A 21143-nucleotide genomic window follows, 5' to 3' on the forward strand; every position below is an offset into this window, starting at 1 on the left:
TGGGTGGAACATTTGACAAGGCGCCTCAGCTGCGCTGGTGCTCTCAGTACGTCATGTCCTTCGGGGTGTGGTGGGAACGGGGTGCTGGTTGCGGGTGGGGCGCGTGCACGTTGTTGGGTCCTGAGGGACCAGGCGCTTTCGGGTGTCTGTTTCCTTGTGGGCCTCGTCTGAGCCGGCCGTCTGGTCGGGGAGGGTGGGGTGCCGCCCGTACTTTGAGAACTACACAGTGGACGCGAGCATCTTAAAGAAGCGAACGCAGGATCCTTTCGGGGGTTCTGTGGCTCATGTGATTTCAAGTCTTTAAGAGCAAACGGTGGATGCCTTGGCATCTGGAGCCGAAGAAGGACGTAGCAATCTGCGATAAGCCTTGGGGAGCCGATAAGCGGGCTGTGATCCGAGGATTTCCGAATGGGGAAACCCCGCCAGGCGGCGTGCTGACCTGGTGACTCCCGTCTGAATATATAGGGCGGGTAGAGGGAACGTGGGGAAGTGAAACATCTCAGTACCCACAGGAAGAGAAAACAACAGTGATTCCGTGAGTAGTGGCGAGCGAAAGCGGATGAGGCTAAACCGGATCGTGTGTGATAGCCGGCAGGTGTTGCACGTTCGGGGTTGTGGGACCATTCTGAGACCGCTGCCGCAGGTCTCGGTGGTACAGGTGCGTATAGACGAACGGTTTTGAATGGCCGGCCAGAGCGGGTGGTAGCCCCGTAGTCGACATGCGTTGCCTGCCGCGAGTGGTATCCCAAGTAGCACGGGGCCCGTGAAATCCCGTGTGAATCTGCCAGGACCACCTGGTAAGCCTAAATACTCCCAGATGACCGATAGCGGACAAGTACCGTGAGGGAAAGGTGAAAAGTACCCCGGGAGGGGAGTGAAATAGTACCTGAAACCGTTTGCTTACAAACCGTCGGAGCCTCCTTGTTGGGGTGACGGCGTGCCTTTTGAAGAATGAGCCTGCGAGTTAGTGATACGTGGCGAGGTTAACCCGTGTGGGGCAGCCGTAGCGAAAGCGAGTCTGAATAGGGCGAGTCAGTCGCGTGTCCTAGACCCGAAGCGAAGTGATCTATCCATGGCCAGGCTGAAGCGACGGTAAGACGTCGTGGAGGGCCGAACCCACTTAGGTTGAAAACTGAGGGGATGAGCTGTGGATAGGGGTGAAAGGCCAATCAAACTTCGTGATAGCTGGTTCTCTCCGAAATGCATTTAGGTGCAGCGTTGCGTGTTTCTTGCCGGAGGTAGAGCTACTGGATGGCCGATGGGCCCTACAAGGTTACTGACGTCAGCCAAACTCCGAATGCCGGTAAGTGAGAGCGCAGCAGTGAGACGGTGGGGGATAAGCTTCATCGTCGAGAGGGAAACAACCCAGACCACCATCTAAGGTCCCTAAGCGCGTGCTAAGTGGGAAAGGATGTGGAGTTGCTCAGACAACCAGGAGGTTGGCTTAGAAGCAGCCACCCTTGAAAGAGTGCGTAATAGCTCACTGGTCAAGTGATTCCGCGCCGACAATGTAACGGGGCTCAAGCACGCCACCGAAGTTGTGGCATTGACATTTTTGGTAGGCCTTCGTGGTCCAGCCGTGTTGATGGGTAGGAGAGCGTCGTGTGGGCGGTGAAGCGGCGGAGTGATCCAGCCGTGGAGGCCACACGAGTGAGAATGCAGGCATGAGTAGCGAAAGACGTGTGAGAAACACGTCCTCCGGAAGACCAAGGGTTCCAGGGTCAAGCTAATCTTCCCTGGGTAAGTCGGGACCTAAGGCGAGGCCGACAGGCGTAGTCGATGGACAACGGGTTGATATTCCCGTACCGGCGAAGAACCGCCCCAATCAATCCAGTGGTGCTAAGCGCCCAAAGCCAGACATCGCCGCCTTCGGGTGGCACCGTCTGGTGGAGCGCGCGACCCCATGCTGGTGCGGTTAGCGTATTAACAGGTGTGACGCAGGAAGGTAGCCCAAGCCAGGCGATGGTTGTCCTGGTCCAAGCATGTAGGCCGAGCCATAGGCAAATCCGTGGCTCATGTGGCTGAGATGTGATGGGGATGAAAAGTGGGTGATCCTATGCTGCCGAGAAAAGCATCGACGCGAGGTTCTAGCCGCCCGTACCCCAAACCGACTCAGGTGGTCAGGTAGAGAATACCAAGGAGATCGAGATAATCGTGGTTAAGGAACTCGGCAAAATGCCCCCGTAACTTCGGGAGAAGGGGGGCCCAGCGCGTATTAGAACTTGCTTCGAAAGCGTGTGTGGGCCGCAGAGACCAGTGGGTAGCGACTGTTTATTAAAAACACAGGTCCGTGCGAAGTCGCAAGACGATGTATACGGACTGACGCCTGCCCGGTGCCGGAAGGTTAAGAGGACCGGTCAGCCGCAAGGCGAAGCTGAGAATTTAAGCCCCGGTAAACGGCGGTGGTAACTATAACCATCCTAAGGTAGCGAAATTCCTTGTCGGGTAAGTTCCGACCTGCACGAATGGCGTAACGACTTCCCAACTGTCTCAACCACGAACTCGGCGAAATTGCATTACGAGTAAAGATGCTCGTTACGCGCAGCAGGACGGAAAGACCCCGTGACCTTTACTACAGCTTGGTATTGGTGTTCGGTGTGGCTTGTGTAGGATAGGTGGGAGACTGTGAAGCAGTGACGCCAGTCATTGTGGAGTCGTTGTTGAAATACCACTCTGGTCACTCTGGATATCTAACTTCGGACCGTGATCCGGTTCAGGGACAGTGCCTGGTGGGTAGTTTAACTGGGGCGGTTGCCTCCCAAAGAGTAACGGAGGCGCCCAAAGGTTCCCTCAACCTGGTTGGCAATCAGGTGGCGAGTGTAAGTGCACAAGGGAGCTTGACTGTGAGACTGACAGGTCGAGCAGGGACGAAAGTCGGGACTAGTGATCCGGCAGTGGCTTGTGGAAGCGCTGTCGCTCAACGGATAAAAGGTACCTCGGGGATAACAGGCTGATCTTGCCCAAGAGTCCATATCGACGGCATGGTTTGGCACCTCGATGTCGGCTCGTCGCATCCTGGGGCTGGAGTAGGTCCCAAGGGTTGGGCTGTTCGCCCATTAAAGCGGTACGCGAGCTGGGTTTAGAACGTCGTGAGACAGTTCGGTCCCTATCCGCTGCGCGCGTAGGAAGTTTGAGAGGATCTGACCCTAGTACGAGAGGACCGGGTTGGACGAACCTCTGGTGTGCCAGTTGTCCTGCCAAGGGCACCGCTGGTTGGCTACGTTCGGGATGGATAACCGCTGAAAGCATCTAAGCGGGAAGCCGGCCTCAAGATGAGACTTCCATCACCTTCGGGTGGAGAGGCTCCCAGCAGACTACTGGGTTGATAGGCCAGACGTGGAAGCCCAGCAATGGGTGCAGCTGACTGGTACTAATAAGCCGATGACTTGATAACACACCGTCTTCTGCGGTGCTCGCGTCCACTTTGTGGTTCCCGATGTACGGGCACCAGAAAACTTTCATAGAGAAAGCTTGATGTCGAACACATCACCAGATGTTTCGGCGGTCATAGCGAGAGGGAAACGCCCGGCCACATTCCGAACCCGGAAGCTAAGCCTCTCAGCGCCGATGGTACTGCAAGGGGGACCTTGTGGGAGAGTAGGACACCGCCGGACTTAACCTGAACGAAAGGCCACCCAACGCCGGGTGGCCTTTCGTGCATTACACGGCAATCACCCGAACACCGCCTCGCGGCAGTCAGCCGCGCGGCGGCTCGAAGCTCAGCGGAGACCACTCGCCCGCGTGGGGCAGCTCGGCGTACCGCACGTCGGTCGTCTGCGCGGAGACCGATGCCACGCACGCCAGCAGAGACTGCGTCGGGTAGCCGTGCGGGCGGTTGTCGCGGATGATCGCGCGGTCGTCCTCCGGGCTGAGCTCGGCGCTCTGCGCGAGCACTGTCAGCCAGGGCTCCCACCATCCGCTCGCATCGCCATCCGTCGACGCGGCCTCGAAGGCCGCGTGCCATGCCGCGATGCGCGGCGTGGCCGGGTCGTCCGCATCGGTGTGCGCGATCATGTGCGTGCCGGGGGACAGGCGTTCGCGTCGCAGCTCCTGCCCGTCCCACGAGACGACCGACGCGCCGTCTCCATCGACCTCGACGAGGTTGAAGCCCAGGGTGCGGAGCTCTCCCTGCGGGGTGGCGCCGCCGACCGCGTCGAGCACGATGCCCCCGCGCGAGGCGATCTGAGCGGCGGGGAGATCCGGTTCGCCGGCGCGGTTGAGCAGCACCGCGAGGCGGCCAGGCCGGGCTGCGAGCCATGCGCCTCCCGCGAGGCGATCCTGCACACCGACGACGTCCGGCAGCTGCGGCCACCACGAGCCGAGCGGGTTCCACGGGCGAGCCGGGTCCTCGTCGCGCACGGCGAGAAGGCGGACGGGCTCGGCGGTGGCGCCGGGCTCGGGAATGCGGATGACGACGGTGCACATAGCGATCCCGATCAGCCTACGGCCGCGCGGAGGGGTGCCGGGCGGCCAGACGGATGGGAGAATCGCACTCGATGAACATCGTCGTGGGAGTGTCCGGCGGCATCGCCGCGTACAAGGCCGTGCACCTCGTGCGGCTGCTCGTGAAGGACGGTCACGACGTGCACGTCGTGCCCACCGCTGACGCGCTGCGCTTCGTCGGTCTGCCGACCTGGGAGGCGATCAGCCGCCATCCGGTGACGACATCCGTGCATGAGGACGTCGCGAGCGTGCGCCATGTCGCGCTGGGCCAGGCGGCCGACCTCGTCGTCGTGGCGCCTGCCACCGCGAACACGCTCGCGCGGATGGCCGCGGGCATCGCGGACGACCTCCTCGGCACGACGCTGCTCGCGACGACGGCGCCGGTCGTCGTCGCCCCGGCCATGCACACGGAGATGTGGCGGCATCCCGCCACGGAGGCGAACGTCGACACCCTGCGCCGCCGCCGCGTGCTCTTCGTCGGCCCGGAGTCGGGGCAGCTCACGGGGGACGACGTCGGGCCGGGTCGGATGGCCGAGCCCGAGCGGATCCACGAGGCTCTGCGCGCGATCCTCGCGCGTCGACAGGACGCCGCCGGGCTGCGCATCGCCGTCTCTGCGGGCGGGACGCGCGAGCCCATCGACCCCGTCCGCTTCCTCGGCAACCGCTCGAGCGGTCGCCAGGGCGCGGCCATCGCGATCGCGGCGGCCGACCGCGGGGCCGAGGTGACCGCGGTGCTCGCGCATGTGGACGAATCCGTCCGGAGCACCCTCGAGGGCCACCCCGGCATCCGGGTGCGCGTCGCCGGCACGGCCGCCGAGCTCGCCGCGGAGATGCGCGAGGTGGCACCCGGCGTCGATGTCGTGATCATGGCCGCGGCGGTTGCCGACTACCGCGTCGCGTCTGTGTCCGAGAGCAAGCTCACGAAGGAGGCGGCTGGCGGCGTGCCCCCGACGCTCGAGCTCGTCGAGAACGAGGACATCCTCGCGGGACTGGCCGCCGACCGGAGGCCGGGCCAGACGGTCGTCGGCTTCGCCGCCGAGACGCCCGCGGAGGGGGAGACCCTTCTCGAGCGCGGGGTGCGGAAGCGTCGACGGAAGGGCGTCGATCTCCTCGCGGTGAACGCGGTCGGATGGTCGGAGGGCTTCGAGCAGGCCGACAACGCGCTCACGATCATCGACGCGCAGGACCAGGTCGCGGCATCCGTCACCGGCTCCAAGCGCGAGGTCGCCGATGCGCTGATCGACGCCATCCTCGCCGTGCGGAGCTGACCCCCTCAGTCGTCGCTCGAGTGCAGTCCCCGTCGGACGGACAGGAGCGTCACCTCGGGGTGCTCCTCCGCGAGCACGCGCTCGGCGCGGTCGAGCACGTCGCGCACGTGCGCGAGGTCGGCGCCCACGACCGAGAGCCCGATCGCGGTCCGCCGGTGCAGGTCGTGCGCACCCACCTCCGCGGCGGCGGCCTCGGTGCGGCGGGAGAGGTTCGCGATGAGCGGCCGGATGACGCTCCGCTTCTCCTTGAGGGAGTGCACGTCACCCAGCAGGACGTCGAACTCGACCCAGCCGATCCACATGGCGCCAGTGTCGCATGGCCGCCTCGGCGCGCGTGAGCGCGCAGCGGATGGATCCACCCGAGATGTCCGGGATATCGCCAGCGACGCGGCGTAGGCTCCGCGCATGAGCAGCACCTGGATCGCGCAGCCCACGGTCGACGACGCCACGGTCACGGCGAGCACAGGGCGCGGATGGGACGAGTGGGTCGCCCTCATCGACGCCGGCCCGGGCCCCGAGGCCGGGCACACGGCGATCGCCCGCTGGCTCGTCGACGCGCACGCGGTCGACGCGTGGTGGGCGCAGTCCGTGACCGTCGGCTACGAGCGCATCCGAGGGCTGCGGCTGCCGGGGCAGATGCCCGACGGGACGTTCAGCGTCTCGCGCAGCCGGCGTCTCCGCGTGCAGGCCGACACCCTGCGCGACGCGCTGCTCGATGACGCGCTGCGGCGCGAGCTGCTCGGCGAGGTCGAGACCGAGCTGCTCTCGCGGCCCACGGCGAAGAACCTGCGCTTCCGCGTCACCCATGAGGGCGTCGAGACGGGGATCGTGGCGTTCACCGCGGAGGACGCGGGCGACGGCACGCGCCTCACGGTCACGCACGAGAAGCTGCCCACGCCCGAGGAGGCGGAGTGGTGGAAGGCGCACTGGGCCGAGTGGCTCGACGGAGTCGGCTCGAACCCGTGAGCCTCAGTGCGCGGCGTGGTACGTCGCGCCGCTCTCGTCGGCCTTCCAGTAGCCCTTGACGATGATGCGCTCGGGGTCGAGCGACCAGCGGTCGACGGTGAGTGCGCGCCCGGCCCTGACGACCGCCTGCTCGGCCGCGATGAATGCGAAGACGTCGCCATCGGGCCGGTCGGCCTCGGTGAGCTGCTCGAGCCGGGAGATGAGCGCCGATGTCGGGCGGGCGCCATCCCGATGCACGTACTCCACGGCGACCGGTGCATCGATCGGCACCTCATGCGCGGCATCCGCGACCTCCACGAGCACGCGGGCGCTCGCGCCATCCGGGATCGCCGCAGCATAGCGGCGGATCTGCGGGATGGCGGTCTCGTCGCCCGCGAGGAGCCACGCGTCGGGCGCGCCGTCGATGCGCAGCGTGCCGCGCGGGCCTCCGACGCCGAGCAGCGAGCCCATCGGCGCTCCGGCCGCCCACACACCCGCGACGCCCTCGTCGCCGTGCACGGCGAACTCGAGGTCGAGCCAGTCCTCGCCCCACCGCAGCGGGGTGAACTCGCGGCTGGGCGCCTCGCGCATCTCCTCGACGCTCGACGGGGCGCCGTCGGGGAAGAAGATGCGGATGTGGTCGTCGTGGCCGAGGCCCTCGCCGAAGCCCGCGAGGTCGTCGCCCTGAACGCGCACCCGGACGTAGTCCGGACCGATCCACTCGCGGGAGGCGAGCCGTGTGAACCGGAAGCGGAGGTCGACGCGCGAGCGCTCGAGTGCGAAGCGGGCGTCCGTGGAATTCGACAAGTGCATAAGACTTAGGTTAGCCTTCCTGCGATCCGGTTAGGTTCGGCTTACCTGAATCGAGCGTCCCGAGGATGAGCGGCGCTCCCGGCATCGTCCCCCACGAGACCGCGGATGACACCGCGCTCTCCGACCCAGGAGGCATCGCTATGTCCACGACCCGTCCGATCGCCGCGCTCTCGCTCGTCGCGGCATCCGCCCTCGCTCTCGCCGGCTGCGCTTCGGCTGCCGATGACAGCGCCGAGGCCGCTCCCGAGGAGTCGGCGGCCGCCGAGCCGACCTCGGTCGAGGTCGAGGACAACAACGGCACGCAGACGGTCGCCGTCCCGCCGACGTCGGTGGTCGCGACCGACAACCGCACGTTCGAGACGCTCAGCGACTGGGGCATCGAGCTCTCCGCCGCCGCCGTGTCGCTCATGCCCGAGACGATCCCGTACACGACCGACGACGCGATCGTCGACCTCGGCACGCACAACGAGCCCGACCTCGAGGCCGTGGTCGCGGCCGAGCCCGACCTCATCGTGAACGGTCAGCGCTTCGCGCAGTACCACGACGACTTCGCGGCGCTCGCGCCGGACGCGACGATCCTCGAACTCGACCCGCGCGAGGGCGAGCCCTTCGACGCGGAGCTCAAGCGCCAGGTCGCCGTGCTCGGTGAGGTCTTCGGCAAGCAGGCCGAGGCCGAGGAGCTCGCGGCCGACCTCGACGCTGCGATCGACCGCGTGAAGGCCGCCTACGACCCGGCCGACTCGGTGATGGCGGTCATCACGTCGGGCGGAGAGATCGGGTACTCGGCGCCGGGCAACGGCCGCACGCTCGGCCCGGTGTTCGACATCCTCGGTCTCACGCCCGCGCTCGAGGTCCCGGAGTCGAGCGAGGACCACCAGGGCGACGACATCTCCGTCGAGGCGATCGCCGACTCGAACCCGGACTGGCTCCTCGTGATGGACCGTGACGCGGCCGTCGCCGCAGACGACCCGGAGTACACGCAGGCGGCCGAGGTGCTCGAGGACTCCGAGGCGCTCGCCGGCGTCACCGCCGTGCAGGAGGACCAGATCGTGTACATGCCCGCCGACACGTACACGAACGAGGGCATCCAGACCTACACGGAGTTCTTCAACGACTTCGCCGACGCCCTCGAAGCGGGCGCGTGATCCGACACGGCTGAACGGTGGCGGGCCCGCAGGATGCGGGCCCGCCGTCGACACAGAGGACCCCATGACTCAGGCCATCCCCACCGCGGCGCCCGCGCGCCGCAGCCGTCTCTTCGACGCTCGGCTGCTGATCGGCGTCGCCGTGGTCGCGGCGCTGCTCGTGCTCTCGCTCTTCGTCGGCGTCTACGACGTGCTCGGCGCCGACGACGGCGCCGAGATGTTCGCGATCACCCGGATCCCCGGACGATCGCCCTCGTGCTCGCGGGCGCGGCGATGGCGATGTGCGGCCTCGTCATGCAGCTGCTCACGCAGAACCGCTTCGTCGAGCCCACGACGACGGGCACGACGGAGTGGGCGGGGCTCGGCCTCCTCGCGGTCATGGTGCTCATCCCCGACGCGAGCATCCTCACGCGGATGGTCGGCGCGGTCGTCGCCGCGTTCGTCGGCACGATGGTCTTCTTCCTCTTCCTGCGCAGGGTCTCGCTCCGGTCCTCGCTCATCGTGCCGATCGTCGGGATCATGCTCGGCGCCGTGGTCGGCTCGGTCTCCATGTTCTTCGCCCTGCAGACCGACATGCTGCAGAGCCTCGGCGTGTGGTTCGCCGGCAGCTTCACCTCCGTCCTGCGCGGTCAGTACGAGCCGCTGTGGGTCGTCCTGGCGGTGGGGATCGCGATCTTCATCGCCGCCGACCGCTTCACGGTGGCGGGGCTCGGCGAGGAGGTCGCGACCAACGTCGGCCTCGACTACAACCGCATCATGCTCCTCGGAACCGCCCTCATCGCGGTCGCCACGGGCGTCGTGACGGTGGTCGTCGGCAACCTGCCCTTCCTCGGGCTGATCGTGCCCAACGTCGTCTCGATGGTCCGCGGCGACGACCTGCGCAGCAACCTGCCGTGGGTCTGCCTGCTCGGCATCGCGATCGTCACGGTGTGCGACCTCGTCGGGCGGACGATCATCATGCCGTTCGAGGTGCCGGTGTCCCTGATCCTGGGTGTCGTCGGTGCCGCCGTCTTCATCCTCCTTCTCCTGAGGCAGCGTCGACGTGGCTGACACCCGAACCGTCCTCGCCCCCGCAGGCGCTGCGACCCGCCGCAGCGCCGCGCCGCTGCCGACCCTCCGCGCGCGGCGCCGCTACGCCATCCTGCTCGCGGTGCTCGCCGCGCTCGCGGCCGGCGCCGCGTTCGGACTGCTCGCGTGGGACAACCCGATGCCCGTCGGCTCCGAGGGGTTCTGGCGCATCGCGAACCTCCGCGCGACGAACCTCGTCGTGCTGTCCGTCGTCGCGGTGTGCCAGGCGATCGCGACGGTGACGTTCCAGACGGTCACCGAGAACCGGATCATCACCCCGTCGATCATGGGCTTCGAGTCCCTCTACACGGCCGTGCAGACATCGGCGGTCTACGTCCTCGGCGCAGCCGGCGTGGTCGCGCTTCAGGGTGTGCCGCAGTTCCTCCTGCAGGTCGCCCTCATGGTCGGGCTCTCGCTGCTGCTCTACGGATGGCTGCTGTCGGGGCGGTACGGAAGCCTCCACATCATGCTCCTCGTCGGGATCGTCATCGGCGCGGGCCTCGGGTCGGTCTCGACCTTCATGCAGCGGCTGCTCACGCCGAGCGAGTTCGACGTGCTCGCGGCCCGGCTGTTCGGGAGCATCGCGAACGCCGACGCCTCCTACCTGCCCGTGGCTCTCCCGCTCGTGGGCCTCGCGGTGATCTTCATCCTCGCGAACGGCCGCCGGCTCAACGCGATCGCCCTCGGCCGCGACCTGAGCACGAGCCTCGGCATCGACCACCGACGCGAGGTCATGCGGATGCTGTTCTTCGTGTCCATCCTCATGGCGGTCTCGACGGCCCTGGTCGGTCCGATGACGTTCCTCGGCTTCCTCGTCGCAACGCTCGCCTACCAGTTCGCCGACACGTACGACCACCGCCTCGTCTTCCCGGTCGCGGCGCTGACCGGCTTCGTGGTCCTGGCCGGGGCGTACTTCGTCATGAAGAACGTCTTCGCCGCGCAGGGCGTCGTCTCGATCATCGTCGAGCTCGTCGGCGGGACCGTCTTCCTCTTCGTCATCCTCAGAAAGGGCAGGCTGTGATCTCGCTCACCGGCGTCCGCAAGGACTACAGCACCGAGGTCGCGATCGGCCCCGTCGATCTGCAGATCCCCGAGGGCGGCATCACGGCCCTCGTCGGGCCGAATGGCGCGGGGAAGTCGACGCTCCTCACGATGATCGGCCGCCTGCTCGGCATCGACGAGGGCAGCATCGAGATCGCGGGCTGCGACGTCGCGAGCACGGCCTCGAAGGACCTCGCTCGCATCGTCTCGATCCTCCGCCAGGAGAACCACTTCATCACGCGACTGACCGTGCGCCAGCTCGTGTCGTTCGGGCGCTTCCCGTACTCCAAGGGGCGTCTGACGCGGGCGGACGAGGAGATCATCAGCCGGGCGATCGACTTCCTCGATCTCACGGCGCTCGAGAACCGCTATCTCGACCAGCTCTCGGGCGGTCAGCGGCAGCGCGCCTACGTGGCGATGGTGCTGTCGCAGGAGACCGAGTACGTGCTGCTCGACGAGCCGCTCAACAACCTCGACATGCGCCACTCCGTGCAGATGATGAAGCAGCTGCGGCGCGCGGCCGAGGAGCTCGGGCGGACGATCGTCATCGTGCTGCACGACATCAACTTCGCGGGCCACTACGCCGATCGCATCTGCGCGGTCAAGGACGGCAGGGTCGTCGAGTTCGGCACGCCCGACGAGATCCTCACCGACGAGGTGCTGACGCGCGTCTTCGACACCCCGGTGCAGGTGGTGGCGGGCCCGAACGGGCCGCTCGCGGTCTACTACTGACCTACAGCTCGATGCCGTGATCCTCGTCGTTCACGCCCTGGTTGCGCCCGCGGCGCGACTCGAACGACATGAAGAGGATGAGCCCGACGACGAGGCCGAGCACGATGCCGAGGCCGACGTTGCCCAGGATCAGCCCGACGATGATGGCGAGCGCGAGCACGCCGAGGGCGATGAGCAGGGTGCGGCCGCGGGTCATGCCACCATCATGCCGCGCTCAGCGGTCGCGGTGGTCCTCCATGTGCAGGCGCGGCGCTCGCCGCGGCTCGCTCGCGCCGGACGCGAGGATGAGGCGGATGACCCGGTAGCGCTGCCCGCGCCAGGGTTCGAGCAGCTCGAGCATGCCGTCGTCGTCCGTCCGGCAGCCGGTGAGCGCATACCCGACCTGATGCGCGAGATGGAAGTCGCCCACGCTCACGGCGTCCGGATCTCCGAGCGCGCGAATGCGCGTCTCGGATGCGGTCCAGAGGCCGATCCCGCGGATGGCCGTGAGGGCGCGGTCGCGACCATCGCCATCCGCCGCGTCGAGCGCCGCCCGTACGAGCGAGGGTCCGCGTCGGGCCGCCTCGACGATGGTGCGCGCCTGCGGCGGCTCGAGCCCTGCTCTGTGCCATGCCCACGACGGGATGAGCCGCCAGCCGTCGATCGAGGGCGGCGCGAACAGGGGCCGCGGTGTCGGGCCGGGGACGCGTTCGCCGAACCACGTGACGAGGGAGCGCCAGGCGCCGAACGCCTGCCGCAGGGTCACCTTCTGCTCGGTGATGGACTGCGCGAGCGCGTCGAAGAGCAGGTCGCTGCGCGCGATGCGGAGGCCGGGGTGCCGCCGGTGCGCGTCCGCGATGAGCGGATGGGCGCGTGCGTCGAAGTCGCCGTCATCGTCGAGCGCGCCGCAGAGGGCGGGCACCTGGGCGATCGCCCACGCGCGCCCCAGGCCCCAGGCCGCGGCGCGCACCGCGCCATCCGCCGTCTGCCGCAGCGCCGTGCACGCGATGCCGTCGGGGGTGCGCGTCGCGCGCCAGACCACGCCGCGGTCGAAGGCCTGCGCCGGATCGCCCGGGCCGCGCTGCAGCACGGCGACCGTCGCGTAGAGGTCGAGAGGGCGCCGCGGGCGGTAGACCGTCTCGAGGCGCGGGCCGGGGTCGGGCCGCGGGTCGCGCTCGCGCGTCGCGAAGCGCGACTCGAGCGCGGCCTGAGGGATCATGCCGCCACGCTACGCCCCGCACCCGACAAAGCGGTGCGCGGCGCGGGTCAGAAGCGGTCGGGCGACGGGGCGCCGGCGCCGTACCGGATGGTGACGTCGGCGTGGCGGTCGAAGCGGTAGCCGACGCCGCGCACGGTGCGGACGATGTCCTCGTAGCGCCCGAGCTTCGCGCGCAGGCGGCGCACGTGCACGTCGATGGTGCGCTCGCCGGGCACGTCGTCCTCGCTCTGCGCCTGCCACAGCGACTCGACGAGCTCGGTGCGCTCGATCGTGCGGCCCTCGCGGAGGACGAGGTACTGCAGCAGCTCGAACTCCTTGAACGTGAGGGCGGCCGACTCGCCGTCGAGCAGGACGCGCTTGCGCGAGATGTCGACGACGACGCCCTCGGCCTGCTCGGGCTCGGTCGTCTCGGGCTGGACGCGGGCGACCGCACCCGGCTCCTTGAGGGCGAGGCGGACGACGTCGACGTCGCGGCCGCCCGCGTTCTGCGGAGCGAGCGCGACGGCCGCGTACGTCTCGGCGCTGGGGGAGAGCTCCGCGATGGTGCGGCGGAGCGCCTCGACGATCGTCGAGAGCGAGACGCCGTCGGCGACGGCCTTGGCCTCGTCGAGCCCGACGTAGAGCGCGAAGCCGCGGGGCGAGACGCCCGGCTGCGGGCCGGTCTGCGGCGCCTCGGCGGGGGAGGGGACGGCGCGGAGGTGGGTCGGACGGGCGGTGGGATCGGCGGGGCGGACGGTCGCGGGGCGCTCGAGGAGGGAAGCAGACATGATGATGGAGTCCTTCTGCGGGGGAACCCGGTGGGTTCGGTCGTGCTGAGGTGCGGCCGGATCGGCGGTGATCGCCTGATCGTGAGCTCGGCCGGTGCCGGGTGCGGCGGTGTCGAAGCTGCCGGGGTGATCGGAGCTCGGGGGCGTTGCGACCATGGGGGTCTCGCTGTGCCCTGGCGGTGCTGCTGAGGGGTTATCCGACGTCAGCTGCACATTCGACAGCACGTGACAACACAGCCGGCCATCATCATGCCGGCAGTCCCGTTCGCCTCCCAGGCGGACAAGGGCTGTGTGCTGTCAGTCATGTCGCCGATTATGTCCGGGCGTGTCGGGGTGTGTCAAACGGAGTCCGGATGTGACGGTCTGCGTGAAGAAATGTGACGGATGTGCGCGCCTGAGAGCCTCCCGGCAGGGCGATCTGCACGCGCCTCGATGTCGGTGGGCGGGCGTACTCTCGGAGGGTGACCGAGCTCCACTTCACCCACGCGCCCGAGGCGTCGCGCTACGAGCTGCGGCGGGGCGACGACCTCGTGAGCATCCTCGACTACCGCGACAACGGGCGCACGGTCGCGCTCACGCGCGCGTACACGAATCCCCGCTTCCGAGGCCACGGCTACGCCGCGGTCGTGACCGAGCGCGCGGTCGCCGACATCGAGTCCCGCGGCGATCGGCGCGTGCTGCCGGTGTGCTGGTACGTGGCCGACTGGTTCGCGGAGCATCCCGAGCGCGCCGGCCTGCTCGCTTCGTGAGGCTCTGGACGCTGCACCCCTCGCTCCTCGATCGGCAGGGGCTCACCGCCGTCTGGCGTGAGGGGCTGCTCGCGCAGGCGGTGCTCCTGGGGCGGACGAAGGGGTACACCGCGCACCCGCAGCTCGACCGCTTCCGCGCCCACGCGGATCCGGAGGCGGCGATCGGCGCCTACCTCGCCGGCGTGCAGGAGGAGGCGACCCGCCGAGGCTATCGATACGACGCCGAGCGCATCGCGGTGCCGCCACACGGCGAGGTCGAGGCGATCCCCGCGACCGCGGGCCAGCTCGAGTTCGAATGGGGTCATCTGCTGCGCAAGCTGGCCATCCGCTCTCCCGAGCTCCATGAGGCGCATGCCGCGCGCCTCACGCGCGACAGCCATCCGCTCTTCGTGATCGTGCCCGGCGACGTCGAGCCCTGGGAGCGCGGGCGGGAGTAGCGTGGCGTCCATGCGCATCCTCCTCATCGGCGGCACCGGCAACATCAGCTCGTACGTGACGGAGGAGGCTCTCGCGCGCGGGCACGACGTCACCGTGCTGAACCGCGGGAAGAGCGAGGTGCCGGATGGCGTGCGCTCGCTCGTCGGCGACGCGGGTGACGCCGCATCGATCGAGCGCGCGGTCGGCGCTGAGACGTTCGACGTCGTCGCGAACTTCCGCAGCTTCTCTCCGCAGCAGGTGGCCGACGACATCCGGATCTTCGAGGGCCGGACGGCGCAGTACATCTACATCTCGAGTGCGTCGGCGTATCAGAAGCCGATCGCGCAGCTGCCGATCGTGGAGTCGACGCCGCTGCGGAACCCGTTCTGGCAGTACTCGCGCGACAAGATCGCGAGCGAGGACCTGCTCGTGGCGGCGTACCGCGCGTCGGGCTTCCCGATGACGATCGTGCGGCCGAGCCACACCTACGGTCCGTCGCTCATCCCGCTCGAGGGCAAGTGGACCGCGCTGCAGCGCATCCTCGACGGGCGGCCGATCGTCGTGCACGGCGACGGCACGAGCTGGTGGACGCTCACCCACTCGCGCGACTTCGCTCGGGCGTTCGTCGGGCTGTTCGGCAATCCGCACGCGCTCGGGCAGGCGGTGCACATCACGAGCGACGAGAGCCTCACGTGGGATGAGATCGCCCGGCTTCTCGGCCGCGCGCTCGGTCGCGAGCCGGAGATCGTGCACGTGGCGTCGGACGCGATCGCGCGCGAGCTTCCCGAGATGGGCCCCGGGCTCGTGGGCGACAAGGCGCACTCGGTGATCTTCGACAACACGCGGATCAAGCAGCTCGTGCCCGGATGGACGGCGACGACGCCGTTCGCGGAGGGTGCGCGCGAGATCGTCGAGTGGCATCGAGCGGATCCGTCGCGTCAGGAGGTGGACGCGGAGCTGGACGCCGCGTTCGATCGGCTCATCGCGAAGCACGGGGCGTAGGGGGCGGGGCCGTCGCCCCCGGTCGTTGAGCGAGCGAAGCGCGTCGAAACGGCGCAAGATGGTCCCGGAAGGGATTCCCATGACCCGCGTGAAGTCGTCGTTCCTGAAGGTGCTCAACCGCACTCTGAATCCCCTGACGCTGCGCGCGGCGCGGAGCGGGCGGGGTCCGTTCTCGCTCATTGAGCATGTCGGACGGCGCTCGGGTCGGACCTTTGAAGCGCCGCTGATCCTCGCGCGCGTGCCCGAGGGCTTCGTCGCCGAGCTGACGTACGGCCCGCAGGTGAACTGGTACCGCAACGTCGTCGCGGGCGGCGGGCGCGTGCTGCATCGGGGGGAGTGGTTCGAGATCACTTCCGTCGAGCCGTACGGCGTCGAGGAGGGGCTCAAGGCCTTCGGCCCGCCGGCGTCGTGGCTGCTGCGATTGTTGCGGAAGCGGGAGTTCCGGCTGCTGCGGGTGGCGCGTTAGGCCGTCAGCGCCGAGTGGACCTCGTCGTACGGCGGCGGTCGCGCATGACCTCCTGATCCTTGCCCGCCGCGTCGCCGCGGCAATGTCCGACCCCCTCCTTACCGTTGAAGCATGCGGATCCTGCACACCTCGGACTGGCACATCGGGCGGACCTTCCACGGGTTCTCGACGCTCGATGCGCTGCGGGGCGTGTTCGATGCCCTTGTCGAGGAGGTGCGCGCCCGGAAGATCGACGTGGTCGTCGTCGCGGGCGATGTCTTCGACTCCGGTACGCCCGCCGCTGCCGCGTTCGAACTGCTCACCGACACGCTCCGGGCCATCCGCTCGGCAGGGGCTCAGCTCGTCGTCACGAGCGGCAACCACGACTCGGCCGCGCGCCTGGGCTTCCAGGCGCCGCTGCTCGGCGCAGCCGGCGTGCACATCATCACCGATCCGCGCTCGGCCGGCACCCCCGTCACGATCGAGGATGAGCATGGTCCGGTCCACTTCTACGGTCTTCCCTACCTCGAGCCCGCGATCGTGCGCAGCGTCTGGCCAGACGCCGAACTGCGCACGCAGGAGCAGGCCATCCGTCACGCGATGAGCCTCGTGAACGCCGACCGCTCCGAGCGGGGCGGGCGATCGATCGTCGCGTCCCACTGCTTCGCGGGCGACGTCGAGCCGACCGCGGGCGTCGAGCGCGAGATCCGGCAGGGGTCGCTCGACGTCGTGCCGCTCGTCGACTTCGACGGGCCCGACTACGTCGCGCTCGGGCACATCCACGGGCGGTCGCGCCTCGCCGAGAACGTCCGCTACTCGGGCGCGCCGCTGCACTACAGCTTCGGTGAGGGCGACAAGCCCCGCGGCGCCTGGATCGTCGATCTCGGCGCCGACGGTGTCGAGCGCATCGAATGGCTCGACCTCCCCATCCCGCGCCGGCTCGTCACTCTGCGCGGCACCCTCGACGAGCTGCTGGCCGACGAGCGCTACCGCGAGCACGAGGGCGATTGGGTCTGCGCCGTGCTGACCGACGTGAACCCGCCGCTCGAGCCGATGCGGAAGCTCCGCGCGCGCTTCGACGGATGCGCGACCATCCAGCTCGCACCCGTCGGAGGGGTCAAGGAGGAGCGTCGCACCTTCCGTGAGCGAGTCGAGAGCGCGCGCTCCGACCGCGAGCTCGTCGACGACTTCCTGGCGCACGTGCGCAACGGCGAGGGCGCGACCGACGTCGAGCGGGAGATCATCGGCGAGGTCGTCTCGACCCGCGAGGCCGCGGAGACGCGCGCATGAGAATCCACCGCGTCGAGATCGAGGGCTTCGGCCCCTTCCGCAGGCGCCAGGTCGTCGACCTCGACGCATACGCCGCCGACGGCCTCTTCCTCATCGGCGGGCGCACGGGCGCCGGCAAGTCGAGCATCCTCGACGCGATCACCTTCGCGATCTTCGGCTCGGTTCCTCGCTACGAGGGCGGAGAGAAGCGCCTCCGCAGCGACCACTGCGAGCCCGACGACCCGACGAGCGTCGCGGTCGAGTTCACGACCGGCGGCACCCGCTGGCGCATCGAGCGATCGCCCGAGTACGAGCGCCCGAAGAAGCGCGGCGACGGGATGACCACGGCTCCCGCACGCGCTCAGATGGGCGAGGTGGTCGGCGACTCCGTCGACTGGCGCGCCGCGAAGGACCGCGACGTCGCGAACCTCGTCGCTGAGGTCGTCGGACTCAACCAGCAGCAGTTCCTTCAGGTCATCCTGCTCGCGCAGGGGCGCTTCGCCCGCTTCCTGCTCGCCGACAACAACGATCGCCAGAAGCTCCTCCGCACCCTGTTCGGCTCGCGCCGCTTCGAGGACTACGAGAGGGAGCTCGATCAGCGGCGGGCATCGGCTGAGGCGACGGTCGCCGAGGGGCGTCAGCTCCTCTCGGTCGTGCTCGACCAGGCCGACGGCATCGCGGCCCGGCTTCCGTCCTCGTCCGAGGCCCAGGCGGATGGCGAGGGCGGCGCGATCGCGGATGCGGCGACAGCGGATGGCCCGGGCCGAGAGGCGACGGAGGCTGCGACCGGGCGCGCCTCTGAGGACATGCGGATCGCCGAGCTCGAGCGCGCCGAGCAGCGCTCGCGCCACGAGGTGGAGATCGCGGAGGCCGCGGAGGCCGAGGCGCGTCGCCGCCGCGAGACGGCCGCCGAGGCCTTCGACCGCCTGCGCGGCGAACGGGAGAAGCAGGAGCAGCGTGACGGTCTGCGGCGCCGGCTCGACGAGCTCGAAGCGCGCATCGACGACATCGAGCGCGCGCGGGCGGAGCTCACCGCGGCGCGCCGGGCGGAGAGCGTGCGCGGCGCGCTCGATGGCGCCGGACGCGCCCTCGCCGCCGTCGCGACCGCTGTGAGCACGGTCGAGGGCGCGGCGGAGCGGTGGTCCGAGTTCGCGTCGGGCGAGGGCCTCGAGCCCGCCGATCTCGAGCGGATCGCGACGGAGGCGCAGCAGCGGATCGGTGAATGGCGACCGGTTCTCGCCGTCGAGCAGAGCCTCGTCGCCGACGAGGAGGCCCTCGCCGCCCTGCGCGACGAAGCCGCACGAGCGCAGGAGCGCGCCGATAAGGTCGCGGTGCGCCTCGCGGAGATCCCGCGTCGACGTGGGGAGCTCGACGCCGCGGCGAAGTCGGCCACGGAGACCGCGGGGCAGCGCCGCCACGCGGAGGACCGGCTGACCTCGGCGACGGCGCAGCTCGAGGCTGCGCGTGAGGTTGCACGACTCGCGTCCGAGTACGAGCGCGCCGCCGCGGCGGCCGAGGAGGCGCTGCGTGCGCGCGACGCCGCCGATCGCGAGCTCGCCGAGCTCCATCGGCGTCGCCTCAGCGGCTACGCCGCCGAACTCGCGGCGGAGCTCTCGGACGGCGTCGCGTGCGCGGTCTGCGGGTCCACGGCGCACCCCGCGCCAGCCGAGCGGGACGACGACCATGTCTCCGCTGAGGAGATCGACGCCGCGGAGGAGCGGAAGGCGCATGCGAGCCGAACCGAGCTCGCGGCATCCGAGACCCGTCGAGAGGCGCAGCGTGCGCTCGCCGAAGCCGAGGCGAAGTCGGGCGGGCGGAGCGTCGAGCAGCTCGAGTCCGAACGCGACGCGGCGGCAGAGGAGCTCCGCGCGGCGACGGCCGCGGCAGAGGAGCTCAAGGCCATCGAGTCGGCCCAGCGCGAGCTCGCCGAGGAGGAGCAGCGTCTCGGGGCCGAGCGGACCGCGGTGGAGACCGAGAAGACCGAGCTGGCCTCGCGCATCCGCTCGGCGGAGGACGGGCTGGAGAAGAACCGCGCGACGGTCACGGCAGCGAGAGGCGACGCAGAGTCGGTCGCCGATCGTATCGAGGCGGAGACCCGGCGCGCGGGAGCCGCAGAGGCCTACGCCGAAGCGCAGAACGATGCGCTTCGTGCCGAGCGAGCCGCGACGGAGGCGGCCGAGGCGCTCGACCGGGCCGTCCGCGAAGCGGGCTTCGCCGACGTCGAGAGTGCGCGTGCGGCCATCCGCGACGTCGCCGTCCAGGAGCAGATCGAGCAGCAGATCAGCACCCACGACGGCGATCTGCGCAGCACGAAGGCCGCGCTCATGGAGCTCGAATTCCTCGTGCTGCCCGAGGAGCCGATCGATGTCGACGGCGCGCAGGCCGCGCTGGCCGCGGCCGACGACGCCCGCGACGCGGCTGTCGCGCACCTGTCGTCGATGCGTCAGCTCGCTGCGGCGCTGCAGGACGCGCTCCGCCGGGCGCAGGAGGCGCATGAGAGCATCGCCGCCGCGATGCGGGAGGCGACGATCATCCGCGACCTGGCCGACGCCGTCGCCGGGCGGAACATGAAGAAGATGGACCTCGAGACGTTCGTCCTCGCGGCCGAGCTCGAGGGCATCGTCGAAGCCGCCAACCGCCGCCTCGACGAGATGTCGGATGGCCGCTACGCGCTCCAGCACACCGACGCGCTCGCATACCGCAACGCGGCGAGTGGCCTCGGGCTCGAGGTGCTCGACCGCTTCACAGGGCAGCCGCGGTCACCGCGATCGCTGTCGGGCGGAGAGACGTTCCTCGCCTCCCTCGCTCTCGCGCTCGGGCTCGCCGAGGTCGTCACGAACCGCGCAGGGGGGATCACGCTCGACACCCTCTTCATCGACGAGGGCTTCGGATCACTTGACAGCGAGACGCTCGAGGTCGCGATGCGCACGCTCGACGGCCTCCGCGAGGGCGGCCGCACCGTGGGCGTGATCAGCCACGTCGAGGCCATGAAGGAGCAGATCCCCGCGCAGCTGCGCGTCGATCGCACGCCTCAGGGCTGGAGCACCGTGACCCAGGAGACCGTCAGTCCGCTCGGACGATGATCTGATCTCCGGACAGCTCGAACTGGAGGGCCGTTCCGACGGGGAAGATGTCGCGAAGCGACTCCGGCGAGGACTCCTCGACCATCATCGTCGCGACTGCCGGGAACGAGCCGGCTTCACAGGCGCCGAAGCCGTAGTAGGCGCCGGGCTGCTCCTGCGACAGGGGAGCTAGCCCTTGAACGCAGCTTCCGTCCGAGTCGTACCCGAACGTCGCCCCCGGGTGCACCGCGACGCTCAACCCGTGGAACTCCTCGAAGACCGTGACATCTCCCGGCATGTCGAGTTCCGGCGGCAGCTCGCCGTCCGGGTCGACGTGCAGCACGGCGACCCGGTGCACGTCGATGCTCGACACGGCGGCCACGCCCCCGAGGGCGACCGCGACGGCGAGCACGAGCGATGCAGCCCAGAGGGCGAGGAGTCTGATCGTGGGAAGGCCGCGCATGCGCGCCGCAAGCCGTTCGATCCATCGCCATCCCGACACGCCATCCGCTGGAGCGGACAGCACTGGATCGCTCTCCGATGGCGCGCTCTGCGTGTCCGCTGCCGCACCGGGCCGCGCCGCCCCGTCCGCCGCGAGCGAAGGGGAAGCAGCCGCGACGCCCTCGTCACCCGCGGTGTCGACCTTCGCGGTCCGGGCCGCACCGTCGAGTTCCGCGAGGCGGGCGAGTGCGGCGGCGCGCGTCGCGCCGTCCGCCCCACGCCCGAAGGCCTGCTCGCGAAGGAGTCGCAGTTCGTCGTCGGTCGCGGGAGCCATCCCG

Annotated in this window: 18 protein-coding genes, 2 rRNA genes and 1 pseudogene; 14 read left to right on the forward strand and 7 right to left on the reverse strand. The window is 69.1% G+C overall.

The features are described from left to right. The first annotated feature begins 290 nt into the window (after nt 1-290). Nucleotides 291-3394: ribosomal RNA gene (locus tag GC092_RS02475) — 23S ribosomal RNA — on the forward strand. Between the two features lie 103 nt (nt 3395-3497). Next, nucleotides 3498-3614: ribosomal RNA gene (gene rrf, locus GC092_RS02480) — 5S ribosomal RNA — on the forward strand. 82 nt (nt 3615-3696) lie between these two features. Here the strand turns inward: rrf and GC092_RS02485 are convergent. Beyond that, a complete protein-coding gene (locus tag GC092_RS02485; RefSeq protein ID WP_324013925.1) occupies nt 3697-4425 on the reverse strand; it encodes an NRDE family protein in 729 nt (242 codons plus the stop codon). Between the two features lie 71 nt (nt 4426-4496). Here GC092_RS02485 and coaBC point away from each other — a divergent pair, with 71 nt between their 5' ends. Further along, entirely contained in the window at nt 4497-5711 is a 1215-nt protein-coding gene (gene coaBC, locus GC092_RS02490; protein WP_324013926.1) for a bifunctional phosphopantothenoylcysteine decarboxylase/phosphopantothenate--cysteine ligase CoaBC, read from the forward strand. 5 nt (nt 5712-5716) lie between these two features. Here the strand turns inward: coaBC and GC092_RS02495 are convergent, their stop codons facing one another. Continuing rightward, complete coding sequence (locus GC092_RS02495; protein ID WP_282980125.1) at nt 5717-6013, reverse strand: DUF503 domain-containing protein; 297 nt, start codon at nt 6011-6013, stop codon at nt 5717-5719. A 103-nt stretch (nt 6014-6116) separates the two neighbouring features. Here GC092_RS02495 and GC092_RS02500 point away from each other — a divergent pair, with 103 nt between their 5' ends. Then, nucleotides 6117-6677, forward strand: coding sequence for a hypothetical protein (locus tag GC092_RS02500; protein WP_282980126.1), 561 nt, complete (start codon nt 6117-6119; stop codon nt 6675-6677). Nucleotides 6678-6680: 3 nt separating this feature from the next. Here the strand turns inward: GC092_RS02500 and GC092_RS02505 are convergent, their stop codons facing one another. Next, the gene (locus GC092_RS02505) at nt 6681-7463 is read right to left on the reverse strand and encodes a siderophore-interacting protein (protein ID WP_416383286.1); all 783 of its coding nucleotides are present in this window, start codon (nt 7461-7463) and stop codon (nt 6681-6683) included. 146 nt (nt 7464-7609) lie between these two features. Between GC092_RS02505 and GC092_RS02510 the strand changes: the two genes are divergently transcribed. From GC092_RS02510 to GC092_RS02525, 4 genes and pseudogenes are all read left to right on the forward strand, one after another. Next, nucleotides 7610-8614, forward strand: coding sequence for a siderophore ABC transporter substrate-binding protein (locus GC092_RS02510; RefSeq protein ID WP_324014829.1), 1005 nt, complete (start codon nt 7610-7612; stop codon nt 8612-8614). Between the two features lie 64 nt (nt 8615-8678). After that, nucleotides 8679-9664 (forward strand): annotated as a pseudogene (locus GC092_RS02515) (ABC transporter permease). Next, entirely contained in the window at nt 9657-10703 is a 1047-nt protein-coding gene (locus GC092_RS02520) for an iron chelate uptake ABC transporter family permease subunit (protein ID WP_416383287.1), read from the forward strand. The pseudogene GC092_RS02515 and the gene GC092_RS02520 overlap by 8 nt, the downstream one beginning before the upstream one ends. Further along, nucleotides 10700-11455: an iron ABC transporter ATP-binding protein gene (locus tag GC092_RS02525; protein ID WP_271174365.1), complete on the forward strand. Its 756-nt coding sequence runs from the start codon at nt 10700-10702 to the stop codon at nt 11453-11455. Before GC092_RS02520 ends, GC092_RS02525 begins: the two co-directional genes overlap by 4 nt. 1 nt (nt 11456) lies before the next feature. Here the strand turns inward: GC092_RS02525 and GC092_RS02530 are convergent, their stop codons facing one another. The 3 genes from GC092_RS02530 to GC092_RS02540 are packed head-to-tail and all read right to left on the reverse strand — an operon-like array spanning nt 11457 to nt 13423. Next, the gene (locus GC092_RS02530; RefSeq protein WP_271174366.1) at nt 11457-11651 is read right to left on the reverse strand and encodes a hypothetical protein; all 195 of its coding nucleotides are present in this window, start codon (nt 11649-11651) and stop codon (nt 11457-11459) included. Nucleotides 11652-11669: 18 nt separating this feature from the next. Next, nucleotides 11670-12653 carry a DNA-3-methyladenine glycosylase family protein gene (locus GC092_RS02535; protein ID WP_324013933.1) on the reverse strand — a complete coding sequence of 328 codons (984 nt, stop codon included), beginning with the start codon at nt 12651-12653 and terminating at the stop codon, nt 11670-11672. Nucleotides 12654-12700: 47 nt separating this feature from the next. Next, nucleotides 12701-13423: a winged helix-turn-helix domain-containing protein gene (locus GC092_RS02540; RefSeq protein ID WP_324014831.1), complete on the reverse strand. Its 723-nt coding sequence runs from the start codon at nt 13421-13423 to the stop codon at nt 12701-12703. A gap of 458 nt (nt 13424-13881) precedes the next feature. Here GC092_RS02540 and GC092_RS02545 point away from each other — a divergent pair, with 458 nt between their 5' ends. The 6 genes from GC092_RS02545 (at nt 13882) to GC092_RS02570 (ending at nt 20385) form a co-directional block, all read left to right on the forward strand. Then, the gene (locus GC092_RS02545) at nt 13882-14169 is read left to right on the forward strand and encodes a GNAT family N-acetyltransferase (RefSeq protein ID WP_282980131.1); all 288 of its coding nucleotides are present in this window, start codon (nt 13882-13884) and stop codon (nt 14167-14169) included. Next, complete coding sequence (locus GC092_RS02550; protein ID WP_324013935.1) at nt 14166-14606, forward strand: pyrimidine dimer DNA glycosylase/endonuclease V; 441 nt, start codon at nt 14166-14168, stop codon at nt 14604-14606. The genes GC092_RS02545 and GC092_RS02550 overlap by 4 nt, the downstream gene beginning before the upstream one ends. A 10-nt stretch (nt 14607-14616) precedes the next feature. Beyond that, nucleotides 14617-15588, forward strand: a complete 972-nt coding sequence (locus GC092_RS02555) for an SDR family oxidoreductase (RefSeq protein ID WP_324013936.1) — start codon at nt 14617-14619, stop codon at nt 15586-15588. A 79-nt stretch (nt 15589-15667) separates the two neighbouring features. Beyond that, nucleotides 15668-16054, forward strand: coding sequence for a PNPOx family protein (locus GC092_RS02560; protein ID WP_324013937.1), 387 nt, complete (start codon nt 15668-15670; stop codon nt 16052-16054). Nucleotides 16055-16165: 111 nt separating this feature from the next. Next, complete coding sequence (locus GC092_RS02565; protein ID WP_324013938.1) at nt 16166-17323, forward strand: exonuclease SbcCD subunit D; 1158 nt, start codon at nt 16166-16168, stop codon at nt 17321-17323. Next, nucleotides 17320-20385 (forward strand): AAA family ATPase, encoded by a 3066-nt coding sequence (locus tag GC092_RS02570; RefSeq protein ID WP_324013939.1) that lies wholly within the window; start codon nt 17320-17322, stop codon nt 20383-20385. The genes GC092_RS02565 and GC092_RS02570 overlap by 4 nt, the downstream gene beginning before the upstream one ends. On the opposite strand, the gene GC092_RS02575 is transcribed toward GC092_RS02570, so the two are convergent. Continuing rightward, nucleotides 20366-21139 (reverse strand): hypothetical protein, encoded by a 774-nt coding sequence (locus GC092_RS02575; RefSeq protein WP_324013940.1) that lies wholly within the window; start codon nt 21137-21139, stop codon nt 20366-20368. The two genes, GC092_RS02570 and GC092_RS02575, sit on opposite strands and share 20 nt — an antisense overlap. Nucleotides 21140-21143 lie beyond the last annotated feature (4 nt).

Origin of the sequence: Microbacterium sp. JZ37, from assembly GCF_035188445.1 — a bacterium.
Taxonomy (GTDB): domain Bacteria; phylum Actinomycetota; class Actinomycetes; order Actinomycetales; family Microbacteriaceae; genus Microbacterium; species Microbacterium barkeri.

What these genes read in the sequence shown, in the direction of transcription:
- GC092_RS02565 (WP_324013938.1), top strand. Translation starts at nt 16,166, where the DNA reads ATGCGGATCCTGCACACCTCGGACTGGCACATCGGGCGGACCTTCCAC.
- coaBC (WP_324013926.1), top strand. Translation starts at nt 4,497, where the DNA reads ATGAACATCGTCGTGGGAGTGTCCGGCGGCATCGCCGCGTACAAGGCC.
- GC092_RS02575 (WP_324013940.1), bottom strand. Translation starts at nt 21,139, where the DNA reads ATGGCTCCCGCGACCGACGACGAACTGCGACTCCTTCGCGAGCAGGCC.
- GC092_RS02570 (WP_324013939.1), top strand. Translation starts at nt 17,320, where the DNA reads ATGAGAATCCACCGCGTCGAGATCGAGGGCTTCGGCCCCTTCCGCAGG.
- GC092_RS02495 (WP_282980125.1), bottom strand. Translation starts at nt 6,013, where the DNA reads ATGTGGATCGGCTGGGTCGAGTTCGACGTCCTGCTGGGTGACGTGCAC.
- GC092_RS02535 (WP_324013933.1), bottom strand. Translation starts at nt 12,653, where the DNA reads ATGATCCCTCAGGCCGCGCTCGAGTCGCGCTTCGCGACGCGCGAGCGC.
- GC092_RS02500 (WP_282980126.1), top strand. Translation starts at nt 6,117, where the DNA reads ATGAGCAGCACCTGGATCGCGCAGCCCACGGTCGACGACGCCACGGTC.
- GC092_RS02510 (WP_324014829.1), top strand. Translation starts at nt 7,610, where the DNA reads ATGTCCACGACCCGTCCGATCGCCGCGCTCTCGCTCGTCGCGGCATCC.
- GC092_RS02555 (WP_324013936.1), top strand. Translation starts at nt 14,617, where the DNA reads ATGCGCATCCTCCTCATCGGCGGCACCGGCAACATCAGCTCGTACGTG.
- GC092_RS02560 (WP_324013937.1), top strand. Translation starts at nt 15,668, where the DNA reads ATGACCCGCGTGAAGTCGTCGTTCCTGAAGGTGCTCAACCGCACTCTG.
- GC092_RS02485 (WP_324013925.1), bottom strand. Translation starts at nt 4,425, where the DNA reads ATGTGCACCGTCGTCATCCGCATTCCCGAGCCCGGCGCCACCGCCGAG.
- GC092_RS02530 (WP_271174366.1), bottom strand. Translation starts at nt 11,651, where the DNA reads ATGACCCGCGGCCGCACCCTGCTCATCGCCCTCGGCGTGCTCGCGCTC.